At 62.3% G+C, this 15,310-nt stretch carries 12 protein-coding genes and 1 pseudogene; 5 read left to right on the top strand and 8 right to left on the bottom strand.

Annotated features, from left to right (window positions below; translation table 11 throughout):
- Positions 1–63: 63 nt before the first annotated feature.
- Positions 64–780: an IS6 family transposase gene (locus FFS23_RS01505; protein ID WP_137897141.1), complete on the top strand. Its 717-nt coding sequence runs from the start codon at positions 64–66 to the stop codon at positions 778–780.
- On the opposite strand, the gene FFS23_RS01510 is transcribed toward FFS23_RS01505, so the two are convergent.
- From FFS23_RS01510 to FFS23_RS01530, 5 genes are all read right to left on the bottom strand, one after another.
- Positions 773–1,573 (bottom strand): hypothetical protein, encoded by an 801-nt coding sequence (locus FFS23_RS01510; RefSeq protein ID WP_137897142.1) that lies wholly within the window; start codon positions 1,571–1,573, stop codon positions 773–775. The two genes, FFS23_RS01505 and FFS23_RS01510, sit on opposite strands and share 8 nt — an antisense overlap.
- A gap of 72 nt (positions 1,574–1,645) precedes the next feature.
- Entirely contained in the window at positions 1,646–3,007 is a 1,362-nt protein-coding gene (locus FFS23_RS01515) for a hypothetical protein (RefSeq protein ID WP_212742888.1), read from the bottom strand.
- Between the two features lie 26 nt (positions 3,008–3,033).
- Positions 3,034–3,285, bottom strand: coding sequence for a YaaC family protein (locus FFS23_RS01520; protein WP_137897143.1), 252 nt, complete (start codon positions 3,283–3,285; stop codon positions 3,034–3,036).
- A 4-nt stretch (positions 3,286–3,289) separates the two neighbouring features.
- Positions 3,290–4,261: an FRG domain-containing protein gene (locus FFS23_RS01525; protein ID WP_137897144.1), complete on the bottom strand. Its 972-nt coding sequence runs from the start codon at positions 4,259–4,261 to the stop codon at positions 3,290–3,292.
- Positions 4,262–4,688: 427 nt separating this feature from the next.
- On the bottom strand, positions 4,689–5,000 hold the full coding sequence (locus FFS23_RS01530; protein WP_137897145.1) for a hypothetical protein: 312 nt from the start codon (positions 4,998–5,000) through the stop codon (positions 4,689–4,691).
- Between the two features lie 221 nt (positions 5,001–5,221).
- Between FFS23_RS01530 and FFS23_RS01535 the strand changes: the two genes are divergently transcribed.
- Complete coding sequence (locus tag FFS23_RS01535) at positions 5,222–5,683, top strand: VOC family protein (protein WP_137897146.1); 462 nt, start codon at positions 5,222–5,224, stop codon at positions 5,681–5,683.
- Between the two features lie 171 nt (positions 5,684–5,854).
- On the opposite strand, the pseudogene FFS23_RS20685 reads toward FFS23_RS01535, so the two are convergent.
- A pseudogene (locus FFS23_RS20685) lies at positions 5,855–5,953 on the bottom strand (TraR/DksA C4-type zinc finger protein); the annotation flags it as partial.
- 458 nt (positions 5,954–6,411) lie between these two features.
- Between FFS23_RS20685 and FFS23_RS01545 the strand changes: the two are divergent.
- Positions 6,412–7,902 (top strand): recombinase family protein, encoded by a 1,491-nt coding sequence (locus FFS23_RS01545; RefSeq protein WP_137897148.1) that lies wholly within the window; start codon positions 6,412–6,414, stop codon positions 7,900–7,902.
- A 292-nt stretch (positions 7,903–8,194) separates the two neighbouring features.
- Here FFS23_RS01545 and FFS23_RS01550 read toward each other — a convergent pair whose 3' ends face one another.
- The gene (locus tag FFS23_RS01550; RefSeq protein WP_171009316.1) at positions 8,195–11,059 is read right to left on the bottom strand and encodes a TonB-dependent receptor; all 2,865 of its coding nucleotides are present in this window, start codon (positions 11,057–11,059) and stop codon (positions 8,195–8,197) included.
- 394 nt (positions 11,060–11,453) lie between these two features.
- On the opposite strand from FFS23_RS01550, the gene FFS23_RS01555 reads away from it, so the two are divergent.
- Positions 11,454–13,211 (top strand): NPCBM/NEW2 domain-containing protein, encoded by a 1,758-nt coding sequence (locus FFS23_RS01555; RefSeq protein WP_171009317.1) that lies wholly within the window; start codon positions 11,454–11,456, stop codon positions 13,209–13,211.
- A 91-nt stretch (positions 13,212–13,302) separates the two neighbouring features.
- A complete protein-coding gene (gene agaR / locus FFS23_RS01560) occupies positions 13,303–14,076 on the top strand; it encodes a transcriptional repressor AgaR (protein ID WP_137897151.1) in 774 nt (257 codons plus the stop codon).
- A gap of 14 nt (positions 14,077–14,090) precedes the next feature.
- Here agaR and FFS23_RS01565 read toward each other — a convergent pair whose 3' ends face one another.
- Positions 14,091–15,197: an amidohydrolase family protein gene (locus tag FFS23_RS01565; RefSeq protein ID WP_137897152.1), complete on the bottom strand. Its 1,107-nt coding sequence runs from the start codon at positions 15,195–15,197 to the stop codon at positions 14,091–14,093.
- Positions 15,198–15,310 lie beyond the last annotated feature (113 nt).

The following is a 15,310-nucleotide window of genomic DNA, read 5'->3' on the forward strand; positions in this document are numbered from 1 at the left end:
GCGCCCATGGGTTCCGTCAAAGCAAATGCACCCGCTGGTAATCTGAAGAGGGTAAGTGGCGGCATGCCCCGCCCGCGCAAGCCAGCCAGCCCGTTTCGCTACTTCAACTCGTCACCTGAAGTGATCCGGTTGGTGGTGCTGATGTACGTGCGCTTTCCGCTGTCGCTGCGGAACGTAGAGGACCTGCTGTTCGAGCGCGGGATCGACGTCTGCCACGAGACAGTGCGCCTCTGGTGGAACAGGTTCGGGCCGATGTTCGCCAGCGATATCCGCCAACAGCGGGTAAGCCGGATGCGCGGCTTTCGCCATTGGCGTTGGCATCTGGACGAGATGTACGTGAAGCTGAACGGCGAAATGGTCTACCTGTGGAGAGCGGTCGATCATGAAGGCGAGGTGCTGGAAAGCTTCGTCACCAAGTCCCGTGACAAGGCGGCAGCGCTGACCTTCATGAGGAAGGCTCTGAAGCGGCATGGTTCGCCAACTAAGATTACCACCGACGGTCTGCGTAGCTACGGTGCGGCAATGAACGAGCTTGGCTGCCGTGATCGGCAGGAGGTGGGTCGCTGGGCCAACAACCGGGTTGAGAACAGCCACCTGGCGTTCCGACGACGAGACCGAGCTATGTTGAGGTTCCGGCAGATGAAGACGCTGCAAAAATTCGCCTCAGTGCATGCCAACGTCCACAACCACTTCAGCTTGGAACGACACCTCATCGACCGACAAACCTATCGAGAGCGACGCTCCGCTGCACTGGCGGAGTGGCAGGCGCTTGTCAGCTGAACCTCGCTCTCAAAAGACCATCCTCAACCTGCCGAGACGCGTCCGCATTAAACTGACAGCTCCACGCCAAGTCTTCGTCAGTCGGCACTTCGAGATCGGGTATGGCCCGGATGTCGTCGGCGATGTCGCGCCGGTTGACGTAACCCATGACGTACTTGCCATCGCCCAGCTCGTAATCGAGCGCGCCGCACCACTGGTTTATGCGGCCGTAACCCGGCGAGATCGCCAGCGACTTGGCCTTCCCGGGCACCTCGTGCTTGGCGAGCGAGATGCGCAGATACTCCATGCGGGCGAACAGGTTGTGCGTGCGCTTCAGGTCGTCGCGCAACGACTGGACTATCGAGGGATCGGCGATGACCTCACGCACCATCGCCGCCAGGCGCACGTTGCCATCGTGGATGAAGCCCTTGTCCGCCTCAAGCGACCCGAGCTTCATCTGCAGGCCGCCGTTGTCGTGCCACTTCACCATTTCCTTGGCCCGCTGGCGCCACGTCCGCATCACCTCATACGCCGCGAAGATCCACATCTGCGACTGGGCGTTGAGGAACATGGCGTCGTCGATCGGTGTCCGGTCCTCCTGGAACAGGCGCCGCATGACGTGCTGTTCGAGCCCGTTCAGGAAGTGGTCGACGATCGCCAGGTTCTGCGCCTGCATCGACAGGAAGGGATCGCGGAACAGCGTCAGCCCCTGCAGCGCGGTCGGGATCGCCCACCCTTCGAGCGTTGCGACGTCCGCATAGCGCGGACCATCGTCGTGTTCGTCAGCGGGATCGAAGTCGTCGTCAGCGTCCATGGCTTAGCCCGAAAAATATGCCGGCGGAGTGTGGAAGGTGGCGACCGTTGGGCGGCATGGCAACCGGACCCCTCAGCGCAGATGCGAGCCCGGCGTCCCGTCCTCGTCCATGAAGAGCATGTGCGCGGGCAGGGGGCCCTTGCCGCGAGCGCCGCCTATCGGGTTCCAGGCGAGCGTCTCGCTCACCGCCGCGCTTTCCATGCGCGACGTGACCAGCTCGTTCATGAAGTAGTTGGAGTAGACCATCCTTAGACTGGTGGCGCCTGGATCGAAGCTCCGCATCTCCCGGGTATTGAGCTGCAGACGCCGAGCATCGGCGGTGTTGCCGCCCACCTCCTCGTATCCGACGTGGATGGCGCCCGGACGGTCGCCGGGGAGCTGCGCGGCCGCGCGCGACACCAGGCCGCGGAAATGCATTGATTTCCGACGGGCTGCCTCGTCCGACGTGCTGAGCCAGTTCACCAGACTGACGTGATCGACCCAGGTCGCGTGTAGCGGACGCCCTTCGCCCGGCTCCCAGTCGCCATCCATCGTGAAGTCGGCAGCCGGGTTGTAGGTGCCGAGCAGCAGCTCCACCATACGGCTCGACCCGAAATAGATGTCGTCGTGCTGGAGGATGGCGTGCAGCGGCCCCCACATAACGTCGAGCACGACGCCATCGCCGCCGGCGTCGTTCCACTCGAAAGGCCGGTCGCCGGCCAGGAACGCGTCGACCTTCTCGACCAAATAGTCGTCGCCCAACAAGTGGAGCTCATCCCTGTAGCGCGCGAGGACCACGAGGGGGCGACCTGCCGCGCGCGACATCGCGTGCGCGCGCTCGGCGATGCGCTGACCCGCCAGGCGCTCGTCGCGACCGTAGTCGGAGCGGCCGGCGCGCTTGCACTCGATGGCCCAACGCGAGCGGGGGCGGTCGACGTTCAGGTCGTGCGTCTTGGCGAGGCCGGGAGTCTCGGGGACGAACGCTACGCGGTCCCATCCGCGTCTGGCATATGCGCCCGCGACGAGCAGCTCGTAGATGCCGTCGTCAGGCTGCGACAGGTTCTCGGTCATCATCCGGGCTGCCCGGTCCTCCGCGCCGCCGATCCGTTCGAACTCGGGGATCAACTGCCCGATGCGGCGGAACAGCGGCGCGATCCTGTATCCCTCGGGCATGAAGAAGTCGGACCGCAGGTCGGGATCGCCGTAGCGCCGGGCCTGATGAAGATACCAAGCCACTGTGTCGGCGGGATCGAACAGCGGGACGCGGCGTCCTTTGGCCCATTTGGCCTTCGCAGCCTGGAACATCGCCTCGGTCGCCGCCGCGCGCCTCGCCCAATCGGCGGGAGGCACCAGGCTCTCGAGCCAGTCCGCTCCGGCGAGCAGGTCCTGGTCCCGCCAGTCGTGGCCGTGGCGCTGGGCAATCCACATGAGTTCGTTGGAAAGGGGGTCAGGCACTTGATGCGTCTCTGTTTCTTCGGCCTTTAAGATAGGGGAAGTTCGTTTATCTCGAGGACGCCGTAGTAGAGCAGCAGGGGCCTCACACTTGTGGCGGCGGTCGCTGCGGCGTCGAAGTACTCGCGGCCCTGGATGAAGCAGGCGGTGATCGCGTAGGCGGCGCGAGCGTTCAGATGGCGACCGTGGCGGCCTTTAAACCAGCTGTCGACGTAGTCCCGGCTTTCGAAAGTCGAAAGCGCTTCCCAATATTTTGCAGTGGAATCGTGGTGGCCCCTCATTCCGTCACGGCCGTGACTTCGTTGGCGCGGCTGGTGCCGTGGCGCGAGCTAGCAGCCCTGTGGTTCCAAGCTCGTCCGTAAGGTAGCGAGCGGCTCGCTCGATGTCCGGGAAGAGCGTGCGCTCGTTGATCGATAGCCCGGCGAGCTGCGTTCGGATCGCTGGCTTCCGCCCAGGCGACACCTCGAGGGTATCGACCTCAATGTCGGCTAAGCCCGTTTTCGGAATTTCGGAGATTAGGCCGAAGGCGAGGAAGGCGCCCTCTTGGGCGAGGATGCGTCGGTTGTTTAGCTTTGGTTTGACCAGGTACACGCCGCCCAGCTGGTCCGGCTCAATCTCGGCCTCAAACGCTGGCTTCTCCGACCTGACGAAGTGGAGCAGCCGCCGTACAGTTTGCTTCTCGTTGAACTTCTTCTTGTCCGCCGCGCTCGCGAGGTGCCGGGGGACGAGTCCTCGCAGCTCTTCCTTCTGCTCGTAAGTACAGCGCGCCAGGTTCGTAACGAGGCTTATTCTGTCGCTGTCGAAGTAGCGGACTGTTCCCTCATCGAGCAGTAGTCGAACCACCTGCCCCGGCACCTTCACGGTCTTTGTCTCCGGCCTGCCTGTCTTGGTCGTCCCACCAGTCTCGATCTGCTTTTGGTAAGTCTCGGTCGCGAACCACAGCGCCGCCAGCGGGTTCCACGTCACGTCGAGCAGACGCGTAGGAAGTGAATAGTGTTGCATTCGCGCCAGGGTGTCGAGCGCTGACTCATCGCTGGCAAATTCTGCGGGATGGGCGGCAATTAGCTCGCGCAGGAGCAAATGCTCGCGTCGCGCACGAACGTCGCCGGTTTTCCCGGTCGTTCGGAACACAGAAGGCCGCAGGTCGAATTCCGTGTCAGCCAAGCCGCGGAATACCGCCACCTTGCCCGGCGGGGTCGGGTTGGTCTCAAGCCATTCCAGAAAGCGCGAGAGGCTCGAGATAGGATCCGATACCATGGCAGAAGCCTAGCGCCAGCACTGAACTTCGCCAACTGCATTGGTCGCCGCCGCGTCAAGTAATCGGCCGCTCAAGCCTGTTCCTCTCGCGAAAGCCGCCGGTCCGCTCCCGGCCCAATTTCCGCCGTTCAGCAGCGCCTGAACGAACGACCGGTTTCAGGGAGCGGTGAAGCGGCTTCGAATGTCGCCTATTGGGTCCAGCTTGCCGGAAGCTGTAGGGCAGGATGCGTTCGCCTAATGCCAGACATTTGATAGCCGTAGCCGGTGTTTGGTGCCGCCACAGCTTGCGCCAGGTCCCGGGGCGTGTCAGCCTCCAAACTGAGATTTAGCCTTTCTTGCTTTTGCGAGTTGGGAAGCGAAGATCAGTAGGAGCGCAGACATGAATCTAAAGGCAATTGTTGCCGTTTTGCTCACCTCCGGTCTGAGTTCAGCTGCCAGCGGCAAGAATACGTATCTCGATAATCCCCAGCAATACGATATGCGCCAGTACCTTGAAAGTGCGCAGTACCGAGTACGTCAGCCCCTCGCGACGAGGTGCCTTGCGGAGGAGCGGAGCGGTCATCTCACGACAACGTGCCAACAGTACAAGCGTGATCTGAACCGCCTTCTCCGTCAGCAAAGCTCCTCTTAATCGGTAGGCGACTTTGACGTAGCTCAAAGATTCGCCGAGTTGCCGGACATAGGCGTGACTGAAGCGAGCGGCCGTCGTACGTCGAGCGACTAAACGGCTGACAACCAACAGACCTCATTGGTGACTGCCCGAGGGCCACATGCGAGAGCTCTAATCGGCAGGCTTTTAGGACCGCCCACAGGCCTCGATCACCGCAATGTTTCAACGTCCGAACTCCGGAGGGCGGGCAGGGAGCTACGGATGACCGATTCTGGGCCCTAGCCACGAAGGGGAGGGGGCAGCACAGCGCCCACTTGCGGACATCCTGCGTAGGCCGCACACATTCGGCCATGAGCGATGCCGCAAACGTCTTTAACGTCGACCACACAGGGTTCGCTGTTTCGTCTTTGGACGCAGCCATCCGGTTCTGGACGGGAGCGCTCGGTTTCACGCTGGAGCGTCAATCGGAGATGGGCGGCGACTTCCTGCACCAGGTGACTGGTGTCGTCGATTCAAGCGTAAAGACGGCGATCGTCAAGGCACCCGACGGCTACGTGGTTGAATTGCTGCAATACTCGAACGGCTCTCAGAACGGGAGGGTACCCGACAGCGCGGGATCGATCGGAGCCGCCCACCTTGCTCTGACCGTGAAGGATATTCACGCCGCCATTGCCCGCGTTGAGGCGGCAGGATGGAAAGCAAAGGGTAGTCCGCTGCCGATCGCGGGTGGCCCACGGAAGGGTACCTTGGTGGCCTACGTTTCAGGTCCCGATCATGTCACAATAGAGCTCATGCAGCCGTCAGCCCGTTGACGGCCGGCGGCTGCTTCCCTGCCAATCAGTCTAGCCGGACGTTTGCGCGGCATCCTTAGAAGGCTCAAACCCGAGACGAACAAGCGTCCAAAGTTTGGCGAGCGCCAGGCGGCTCTAAGTGACCGGAATTGGGTCTGATTAGAAAAGGCGCAGCGACTGCGCAAAAGTCAGTCACCGCAACTGGCTGTCCTTGCTACCCCGCCGATTAATTGTTGTAGCTAGACGCCGACCACAGCCGCTTTGGCGCATCACACAGGTACGCACACCAGGATCAAGGCGTAGCGAAAGTTGAAATATTTATTTAATCGGTTCCAAAATACATTGTCAGCAGATCTGACGCCAAGGGTGTGAGGGCCAGCCAGTCAACGCGCCGGTCGAATTCGTTTGTCTGCCGACTCATCAAACCTGCGGCCTCGAGCTCACTGATACGCCGCAGAGCGGTAGTCCTGGGCAGGCCGCTATGAGCGCAAGCATCCCCGACGGAAAAGCGGCTACCCTGCGCCACGAACGCGAAGAGGAGAATGTTCCATGCACCGTGATCCAAGGGGAACGGACTGAAGGCTTCGTCTCGCCGTCGCAGCTTCTGTCGTTCACTTTCGGCTCTGCGTACAGCAAGCCGGGCATCATCATCCTGTCTCACAAATGCTGGATAGTCCAAACCGGACAAAGTGCAAGAGCTTCGGAGAACGGTATAATCCGGCATTGCCTTTGCAGCATCGAAGGATCGTATGGGAGACCCAACCACCGCAGCGCGTCCCATTGCCTATTCGTATCAGCGCTTCAGTAGTCCGGCGCAGTGGTCGGGCGACAGCATTACCCGCCAGCATTTAATGGCTGCGGAGTATGCTAAAGCGCATGATCTGCACCTCGACGAAAGCCTCACAATACGAGATCTTGGCGTATCTGGCTTTCGCGGTAAAAATGCTGAGACCGGGGCGCTCGCAAAATTTCTACAAGCGGTGCATAGCCAGCATGTGCCAAGTGGTAGCTTTTTGCTAATCGAGTGCCTTGATAGGCTAAGTCGTGCTCACATACTTATGGCGCAAAGTCTGTTATCCCAATTGATACTGGCTGGAATCAATGTCGTATCATTGGTGGACCGTCGCATTTATTCGGCGGAAACGTTGGCAAAAGATCCTATTTCCCTTCTATATGCATTGATCGTCTTCGCCCGAGCCAATGAAGAAAGCGCAATGAAGTCGGTGCGTGCTCGTGAGGCGTGGAAAAGGAAGCGCGAGGCGCCTAAGTGGGGCCTCATCACCAGCCATGTCCCTGACTGGCTTGTAGTGGACGCTGCTACAAAGAAGATCGCTACGAATGAAGGCAGGGCAGCGTTACTGAAGCAGATATTTGCGGCAGCGTTGAAAGGACAATCCGCATCTGAGATTGCGAGAGCGCTTAATGATAGCGGGGTACGCAGATGGCGGGGCGATCACCAGTGGAGTGGTCCTACCGTGTCCACCCTGTTGCGAAACCCTCGCGTGACCGGTGTGCTTCCGCTTTTTATGGCGAATGACGATACGCATGCTCGGTACGCACGCCCAGCGAGGTTGATTGCCGGATATTTCCCGCAAGTGATAAAACCAGACAGGTTTCTAGCGGTTCAAGAGATTTTGCGTAGGCGTCGACGAGGTGGCAGTGTTGCTCGCAATAGCATCCTAGCCGACCTAATGCGCTGCGCGGAATGCGGTGCCGTGGTTCGCTACCAAGCGTTCGGCAAAAATGGTAGGCCAGTGCTCCGGTGCCAGGCAGCGTTAGTAAAGTATCAATGCACCTCTCCAGAGGCTGATTACAGCCTGCTTGAAGATAGATTCCTTGAAGCGTTGCGCGTTTGGCTGCGTACGGTCGAGCCAAAAGCTGTTTATCATCACGAGAAAAAGGCTATACACGCTGCTATCTTGGACCTTTATGAGGCGCAGGAAGCAGTGCAGGCCAGCGCTATCACCGACGGTGGAGGTGCCAGCTCCAATCTTTGTCTAGCATTGGCGAAGGCAGAAGATTGGCTAAATGATCTCTTAGACTATGGTGTATCAAAGCTTACCTTGGATAGGGCTCAGAAGAGCAAAATTCTAGCTACGATTGATGAAAGCATCTCGTCGCCAGACGAAAGGCGTGACCTCAACAGGTGGCTCAAAAAGACTTTTTCCGTAGCCGTTATCGACACACGTAACTGCCTAGGGCAAATCCATACCGACTGCGACATAGTCCTGTCATGGTAGGCACCTTCATCCTATACCGGTGACAACGTTTGTCGGCCTGAAGGTGGGGGGGGGCTGATCCGGTTTGTTGGCCATAGCTCACATTTCACGCCAGCAGGCTTTGCGCGGAGCGCGCTGTTCCGATAGCCGACGCGGCGTGCCAGCAAAATCTAATACGGGGCCTTGTTGTCAGTCACGCTGAGGTATTTGTTATCGCAAATGGCTTCATCAAACTACAGCTTCGCACTGGTCCGTTGTCGACGCTCATGATATACCATGAGCGTCGGCTCGGACGGACTAATTGTCTGCCAGCTCACATGCGTGCGCGTATGCCGAAGAAGAACGCCCGACCGGTATATTCGTAGAAGGCCGGGACGTTGCTGTAGGTCGAGAAACGCTTGGTGGCCGAGTCGAGCAAATTCGAGCCCTGCGCATAGACGGTGACCTGCGGCAGGACGTCGTAGGATACGCTCGCTGCGAGTTCATGATACGGCGACTGCTTTATCGCCAGGCTGTCGATGTAGCTGTACTGCGACGACACGAACCGCGACTGGTACTGGTACGAAACCGAAGCGTTGACGCCATGCGCCTCGTAGAACAGCTTGGCGTTTGCCGAGAACGGCACCGCATCCTCAAGGTTGACCGTCGGCCGCCCGGCGCGCTCCGCGCGGGACTTGTTATAGGTGGCATTAGCCTGCAGGCCGAATCCGTTGCGTAGAAAGTACTGGCCGCCAACCTCGATGCCGTAGACCTTGGCGCTGTCGCCGTTGACATAGGTCAGCTCAGTGAACGGGAAGCTCGAAGGCGCGCCCGCGACCTGGTTCGTCGGCACGAGGTTGAAGGCAACTGCCTGCGTGGTGACGAAGTTGGTAAGGTGCTTGTAGAAGGCGGCTACCGTCAGCGCGAGGCGGTTGTTTGGATAGTATTCGAGGGAGATGTCGGCCTGATCCGCCGACACCGGCTTGAGGTTGGGATTGCCGGCGTCGGTGACGACCGGGGTGTTCGACTGCGCCGCGGAATAGTCCTTCGCCGACGACAGCTGACCGAAGGTCGGACGGGAGATAGCCTGCGATGCGGCGAGACGGACGCGAAGACCGTCCGCGAGATCGTACGCGAAGTTCGCCGACGGCAGGAGGCGCGAATAGTCGCCGCCGCCGTTGATCGGTTCGATCGGGTTGAACACGACGTTGGCGGTGCCGACGCCGATCACCTGATAGCTACGCACCGAGGCACCATAGCCCAGCGAGTCCACGCTGGTGTGAACGTAACGCAGGCCGAAGTCGCCGCGCCAGCGCGAACCCTCGAGGTTGAACTGGAAATAGCCGTCCCAGGTGCGCTCGCGGATCGCATAGGAGGCGAGCAGGTCGGGGACGATCTGCTGCGCCGCAAAACCGGTCGGGTAGGGTTGGCCCGTCGCCGGATTCAGCACGTTCGGATTGTTCTCCGCCTTCGCTAGCGACCCCAGATAGGTGTCGATGTCGAACGACGGGATCGAGCGCGGGAAATTGCCCGAGAGCTTCGGCAGGATGTTCGACACCTGCCCCTCCTGGACGACGTTGGCGCCGATCGCGGCGAACGAGAAGGGGTAGCCGGCAAAATTCTCGGCGGTGGTGTACTGGTTGTCGATGACGTCGACGGTCTTCTTGCGGTTGAGGTAGGCGCCACCGAAGGTGAACGACTTCATCGCGCCGTTGTCGACCTCGTAGGCTAGGTCAAGCTTCGCCTGCGTGCTGCGATCCGCAATGTTCTGGCCTTGAATGCCAATGTAATGCGCGCGCAGATCGCCGTTACCCGCGTCGCTGAGGGGGCGGTTGGTGAGCGTACCGTCGGCGTTGGGGATGGTGATCTGCAGGTCGGGCAGACCGCCGTTTCGCGTGGCCACCACCGCGCGCGACCCAGGAATGCCCGCGACGACGAAGCGGTTCTCGCCGCCGGTGTTATTGGTCGCCTTGCCGAAGGAGGCGTCGGCGGAGACCTTGAGCTTCTCCAACGGCGTCCAGTCGATGTGGCCGCCATACTGATAGGTGATCGAATGGCGCGGCTCAGTCGTCGCCAGGACGTCGACGGTAGCGGGATTAACCGTGTAGTTGGTGACCACCTTGTTGCGGTCGACTTGGACGTTGTTGAGGTCCCAGCGGACGCTGCCGTCGTCGGCAAGCGGCGTCAGGCCTACGGAGACTCGGTGGTTCTCTTGGTTGTCGGTATAGTTGCTGTAGATGCCGTCGAGGCGAAGTTCGAAGTTCGAGCTCGGCTTCCACTGATAGGCAGCCGAACCGCCCCACCGCTCGCGCTCGCCGAGCACATAGCCGACGCTGTAGAAGTAGGGAACGATGACCCCGCCATTGGGTACGTTGACGATGCTGCGCTGGCCGTTCGCCGCAGTGGCGATGTCGAACGTGTCGGTGCTCGAATACTCGCCGAGGTTGTCGGTGCGGAACTTGTACTTGTTGTACGTGCCGGAGACGAGCACACCCATCGAGTCGTTCGCGAAGGTCGTGCTGACCACGCCCGACGCCTTGACACCGCCCTTCTCCGCGAACTGGTTGTACTGGCCCTCGAGCGAGCCGGCGGCGTGGAAGCCCTTGTGATCGAAGGGGCGGGCGGTGCGCAGGTCGACGTTGCCGCCGATGCTGCCTTCGAGCTGCGCGGCCTGCGCAGCCTTTTGGATCTCGGCGCCGGAAATCACCTCGGAGGGCAGGACGTCGAAGGCGAACGAACGGTCGGGGCCGTCGGTCGGCAGGATGCGGCCGTTGAGCGTCGTCAGGGCGAAGCTCTCGCCGAGGCCGCGGACGGTGATGCTGCGGCCTTCGCCTCGGCCGTCGCGACCGACCGTCACGCCGGGGATGTTGGACAGCGCCTCGGCAACGTTGCGATTGGGGAACTTGCCCAGCTCTTCGGCGGAAATGGCGTCGACGATCGTCGAAGCGTCGCGCTTCGTCTCGACCGACCGCAGCAGGCTGCCGCGGACGCCGCGCACGATGATGTCGTTGGCGGGATCGTCGCCGGCGACCTCCTGCGGGTTTCCGCTCTGGCCGGGGCCCGACTGGATCACGGAGCCGGGATTGGGCTGTTCGGTCGGGGAGACCGCGGTCTGCGCTGCCGCTTGAGAGGCTGCGAGCAGTGCCAGCAGGCTGACACCCGCTAGGGCGCCATATTGCCACCGCGTTGCACCGGTCATCATCATTCCTCTCATCGAAGCCTCCAGCGGACGTCGCCGCTAAGCGATCACTTTGTTGCGAATTGCTAGAACTGCTGTAACAATCTTGTCAAACGAATAAAAACGAAACATCATACGACGTGTTGGTCAGGTTTGCGGGGGGGGCCACACGGTCATTCCGCCGTTTCGTCGGCAGCTAACCACCTTCCATCCGGTGGAAGCGTGGATGCCTCGTTATGCTGATCGGCTTCGTCTGCCGACATGGCCAAGCCGGATCTCTCTGGCAGCGCCAGTCGCTGGGGATCATTCATTGCAGGAGAACTCCATGTCCGCACCATCTTCAAAAGGCGCCGCCAGGGGCCGTGCCCTGCGCGCGGCAGCGATTTTGGCGGCCGCCGCCTCTCCTGCGGCGGCGATGGCGCAGAACGATCCTCTCGCGCCGAGCGGAAGGTTCGCCGTCGTCCAGAGCGGCGCAGCACAGACCCCGCCGATGGGTTGGAATCCGTGGAACGCCTTCCACGCAGACGTCGACGAGGCAAAGGTGCGGGCGGTGGCGAAGGCGATGGTCGACAGCGGCCTCGCGGCGCGCGGCTATCGCTTCGTCAATATAGACGACGGCTGGGCGTTGCGCCGACTGGCCGACGGACGGTTGCAGATCCGCAGCAATACCTTTCCGTCGTCGCACGTCGAAGGAAGCGCCACCGGCTCGTTCAAGCCGTTCACCGACGCCCTCCACGCCCTCGGCCTCAAGGCGGGCATCTACACCGACATCGGACGCAACACCTGCATGCAGCGATGGGACGCCGGCGTTCCCAACCTGCCGGTCGGCTCAGTCGCCGAGCGTCAGGTCGGCAGCTTCGGCTACGCGGTCACTGATATGCGGACGATCTTCGCCGACTGGCGGTTCGACTACATCAAGGTCGATGCCTGCGGCGTTGCCGACTATACGCCGGCCGATCCGCCGGTGACCTCGGGCGCTTATAACGCCTTCCCGCCGCTGATCGTACGAGGCAACATACCCGCGTCCGACCCGAAGGCGATCGAAGGACTTTATGCGGCGCTGGGCGACGCGGTGCGTCGCTGGGGCGGTGAAACCGCAACGCTGTCGATCTGCGCTTGGGGCGAGGCGCTGTCGGTCCTCTGGGGCCCGCGGCGCGGCAATCTCTACCGGACGAGCCCGGACATCGAGTCGAACTGGAAGAGCATGCTCGCGAACATCGACAGCGTGGTCGATGGCGCGCTCTATGCGGGACCCGGTCATTGGAATGACCCCGACATGCTCGAGATCGGTCATGGGGACTTCGACGCGGCGCATCCCACGGAGGCGAGGTCGCACTTCACGATGTGGACGATCATGGCGGCGCCGCTGCTGCTCGGCTACGATCTGCGGCATCCCGACCCGGCGCTGCACGCCATCGTCAGCAACCCGGAGGTAATCGCGATCGACCAGGATGCGGCGGGCAACCAGGGGATCGGCTATCGCGACGGCGATGCGATGGTCGTCGTGCGAACGCTGGCCGCGGCAGGCACGCGGGCGGTCGCGTTCCTTAACCGCGGCGCGGTGCCGGTCGAGGCGAGGGTTTCCTGGCGACAGCTCGGCTTCGCCCCCGGCAGCCACGCGCGCGTCCGCGACGTCTGGGCGCGGCGCGATGATGCAGCGGCGAGCGACCTGATCCGAGTGACCCTGCCGGCGCATGGATCCGCGCTGCTGCGCGTCACCGGTACGCCGGCCGATCCCGGCGCCGTTCCGCTGGACGCCATGCCCGCGCGCATCCATGTAGCGGTCGATGGGCTGTCGCGGGCCAATGCCCTGCCGATGGGTCGCTTTCCCGCGCGCGTCGGCGCGACACCGGACGGAGCGCCGCTGATCGCAGGCGGACAACCGGTCGGTGGAATCGGCGTGTTCGCTAACTCGCGCCTTGAAGTGCACGCCGATCGCGCCTTCTCACGCCTCGTGGCGACGCCGCGGGTGCTGGGCGGGACGGGGCCCGTACGCTTCCAGGTGTATGCCGACCGCCGCCTGGTGCAGGAGGTGTCTGCGGCGCCCGGAAAGGCGGCGTCGATCGTGGCCGACATCCGGTTCGCTTCCGTCGTCGAGCTGGTCACGCGCCAGCCGTCGAATGGCGGCCGCCCACCAATGGTGGCATGGAGCGCGGCGCGCATGGTTCGTTGAGGATCGTGTGATCCCTACCGAAACGTAACGCGATTGATGTAGCCTGACCGCGCTGGTAGCGGTGACGGCAGAGTGTAGGGAACGGGATGGAATGATCCGGGACACGAGTGAACGGCGATTGCGGATCAGCACGCTGGTGCGCGAGCGGGGCAGCGTGCAGGTCGCGCCGCTCGCCGAAAAGTTCGGAGTGTCGATGCAGACGATCCGCAAGGACCTGCGCTTCCTCGCGACGCGCGGCGTGATGGAGCGGTCCTACGGCGGTGGGATCAGCGCAGGCGCGGTCAACGTGACCGCCGAGCCGCCCGTCGAGGTCAAGCGCTCGATCCACGCCGACGAGAAGACGCGGATCGGCAAGGCAGCGGCGGCGATGGTGTCGCCGGGCGAGTCGATCGTGCTCGACTCCGGCACGACGACGCTGCAGATCGCGCGCTTCCTACCCGATGACGACGACATCACGGTCCTGACCAACGACCTCGACATCCTGTCGGTGCTGGCGGCGAAGGAGCGGCTCAACATCGTCATGCTGGGTGGGATGCTCCGCCGCAAAAACCGCGCGTTCTACGGGGCCCAGACGGTAGCGTCGCTGGAGAGTCTGCGTGTCGACAAGCTGTTTCTAGGCGTTGACGGCTTCGACATCGAATGCGGCATCACCACCCACTACGAGCCGGAAGCGATGCTGAACCGCAAGATGGTGGAGGCGGCGCGCGACGTCATCGCGGTGACCGACGTATCCAAGTTCGGGCGCGTCTGCCTCCACCGGATCATACCGGTCGACAGCATCCACCATCTCGTCACCGGAAGCGACGTGCCCGACGACGTCCGCTCCGCCTCGCAGCGGCTGGGGTTCAGCGTCCACGAGGCCTAAGCGGTTCGCGACGCTTAGCCTCCCAGATGGAAGAAGCGCCGTGCGTTGCGGTAGTAGATCTTGTCGATGACCTCGCGCGGCAGCGCAAGACCTGGCGCATCCGCCTTGATGGCTGCGATCGGCTGGGATAGCGGCGTCGCGAGATAGCGCCAGTCGGAACGCCACGTCGCATCGGCCTCCTTGGCGAAGTCGCCCGTCGTCGGCGGGTTCTGCGCGCGTGCCGCGGGATCGGGCGGGCTGTCAGTCAGGTCGGTGCCGTACATCAGCCGATCCTGATACTTAACGAAGAAGGCGCGCACCTTCGCATGGTTCGCGTTCGACTGGACCTGCACCTGGCTCATCCGGGCGGCGAGATCGACCACCGCACTGGGAAAGCGGTCGAGAAAGGCGGCGAGTTCGTCGACGCTCCATTCTAGGCTCGCCATGTGCGCACCGTCGAAGGCGAGCTTCGGATGCTGCGCGACAAAGCGGTCGCGCACCGCCATCAGGCGCTCGTAGCTCGGCTCCTCGGGATGCTTGAACATGTAGTATTCGGGATGTTCGCTGAAATAGGTCCGGTCGTTGTCGGTCGTCATCTGGTCGAGCGGCAGCCAGCAGTTCTTTGGCTCGCCCTGATGCGCGATCAGCGGCACGCCCCGCGCCTGAATGTTGCGCATGATGGGATCGAACCGCGGATCATCGAGGAAGACGCGCTTGCCGTTCGCATCCTTGGCGATCATGCCGATATTCTTCCATACCTTCACCGCGACCGCGCCGTGCGCGAAGCCGTCGTCGACCGCGCGTTCGGCTTGGGCGGTCCATTGCGGCGTCCCGAACCCGTCCATCGAGAAGGTCGTCGCGAAGTGGAAGTGCTTAGGGTTGGCGGCATGGTCCTTGTAGGCGATCTCCGCCTGCCGCGCGAGCGGCGGGAAATCGGGATAATCGACGTTGATCGACAGGAGCTCGAACCCGTCGCGCCGGGCGACCTGTACGAAGTCGGGCGCGTCTCGGTTGGCGTGGACGTGCGCGTCGAGCTTGGCGACGCGCGCAAAGTCGGCCTCGGTATAGGACGTGGGAGACGGTGCGGAGCCGACGAGCGCCATGGCGGCGGTGACGGCAAGCAGACCTGATCGGATGCGCATCTAATTCTCCAAAGGAAACGTAACGAAATCATACTATGTTGCGTTTTGAATTGCGCAAGCCGAAGCGATGAGGCACATCCGAATTCAAGGCCGCCCGCTTCAAGTGGCGTCCG

It is taken from the genome of Sphingomonas sp. 2SG (assembly GCF_005503285.1).
GTDB lineage: Bacteria > Pseudomonadota > Alphaproteobacteria > Sphingomonadales > Sphingomonadaceae > Sphingomonas > Sphingomonas taxi.

What these genes read in the sequence shown, in the direction of transcription:
- agaR (WP_137897151.1), top strand. Translation starts at nt 13,303, where the DNA reads ATGATCCGGGACACGAGTGAACGGCGATTGCGGATCAGCACGCTGGTG.
- FFS23_RS01555 (WP_171009317.1), top strand. Translation starts at nt 11,454, where the DNA reads ATGGCGCAGAACGATCCTCTCGCGCCGAGCGGAAGGTTCGCCGTCGTC.
- FFS23_RS01550 (WP_171009316.1), bottom strand. Translation starts at nt 11,059, where the DNA reads ATGACCGGTGCAACGCGGTGGCAATATGGCGCCCTAGCGGGTGTCAGC.
- FFS23_RS01510 (WP_137897142.1), bottom strand. Translation starts at nt 1,573, where the DNA reads ATGGACGCTGACGACGACTTCGATCCCGCTGACGAACACGACGATGGT.
- FFS23_RS01565 (WP_137897152.1), bottom strand. Translation starts at nt 15,197, where the DNA reads ATGCGCATCCGATCAGGTCTGCTTGCCGTCACCGCCGCCATGGCGCTC.
- FFS23_RS01535 (WP_137897146.1), top strand. Translation starts at nt 5,222, where the DNA reads ATGAGCGATGCCGCAAACGTCTTTAACGTCGACCACACAGGGTTCGCT.
- FFS23_RS01545 (WP_137897148.1), top strand. Translation starts at nt 6,412, where the DNA reads ATGGGAGACCCAACCACCGCAGCGCGTCCCATTGCCTATTCGTATCAG.
- FFS23_RS01505 (WP_137897141.1), top strand. Translation starts at nt 64, where the DNA reads ATGCCCCGCCCGCGCAAGCCAGCCAGCCCGTTTCGCTACTTCAACTCG.
- FFS23_RS01525 (WP_137897144.1), bottom strand. Translation starts at nt 4,261, where the DNA reads ATGGTATCGGATCCTATCTCGAGCCTCTCGCGCTTTCTGGAATGGCTT.
- FFS23_RS01520 (WP_137897143.1), bottom strand. Translation starts at nt 3,285, where the DNA reads ATGAGGGGCCACCACGATTCCACTGCAAAATATTGGGAAGCGCTTTCG.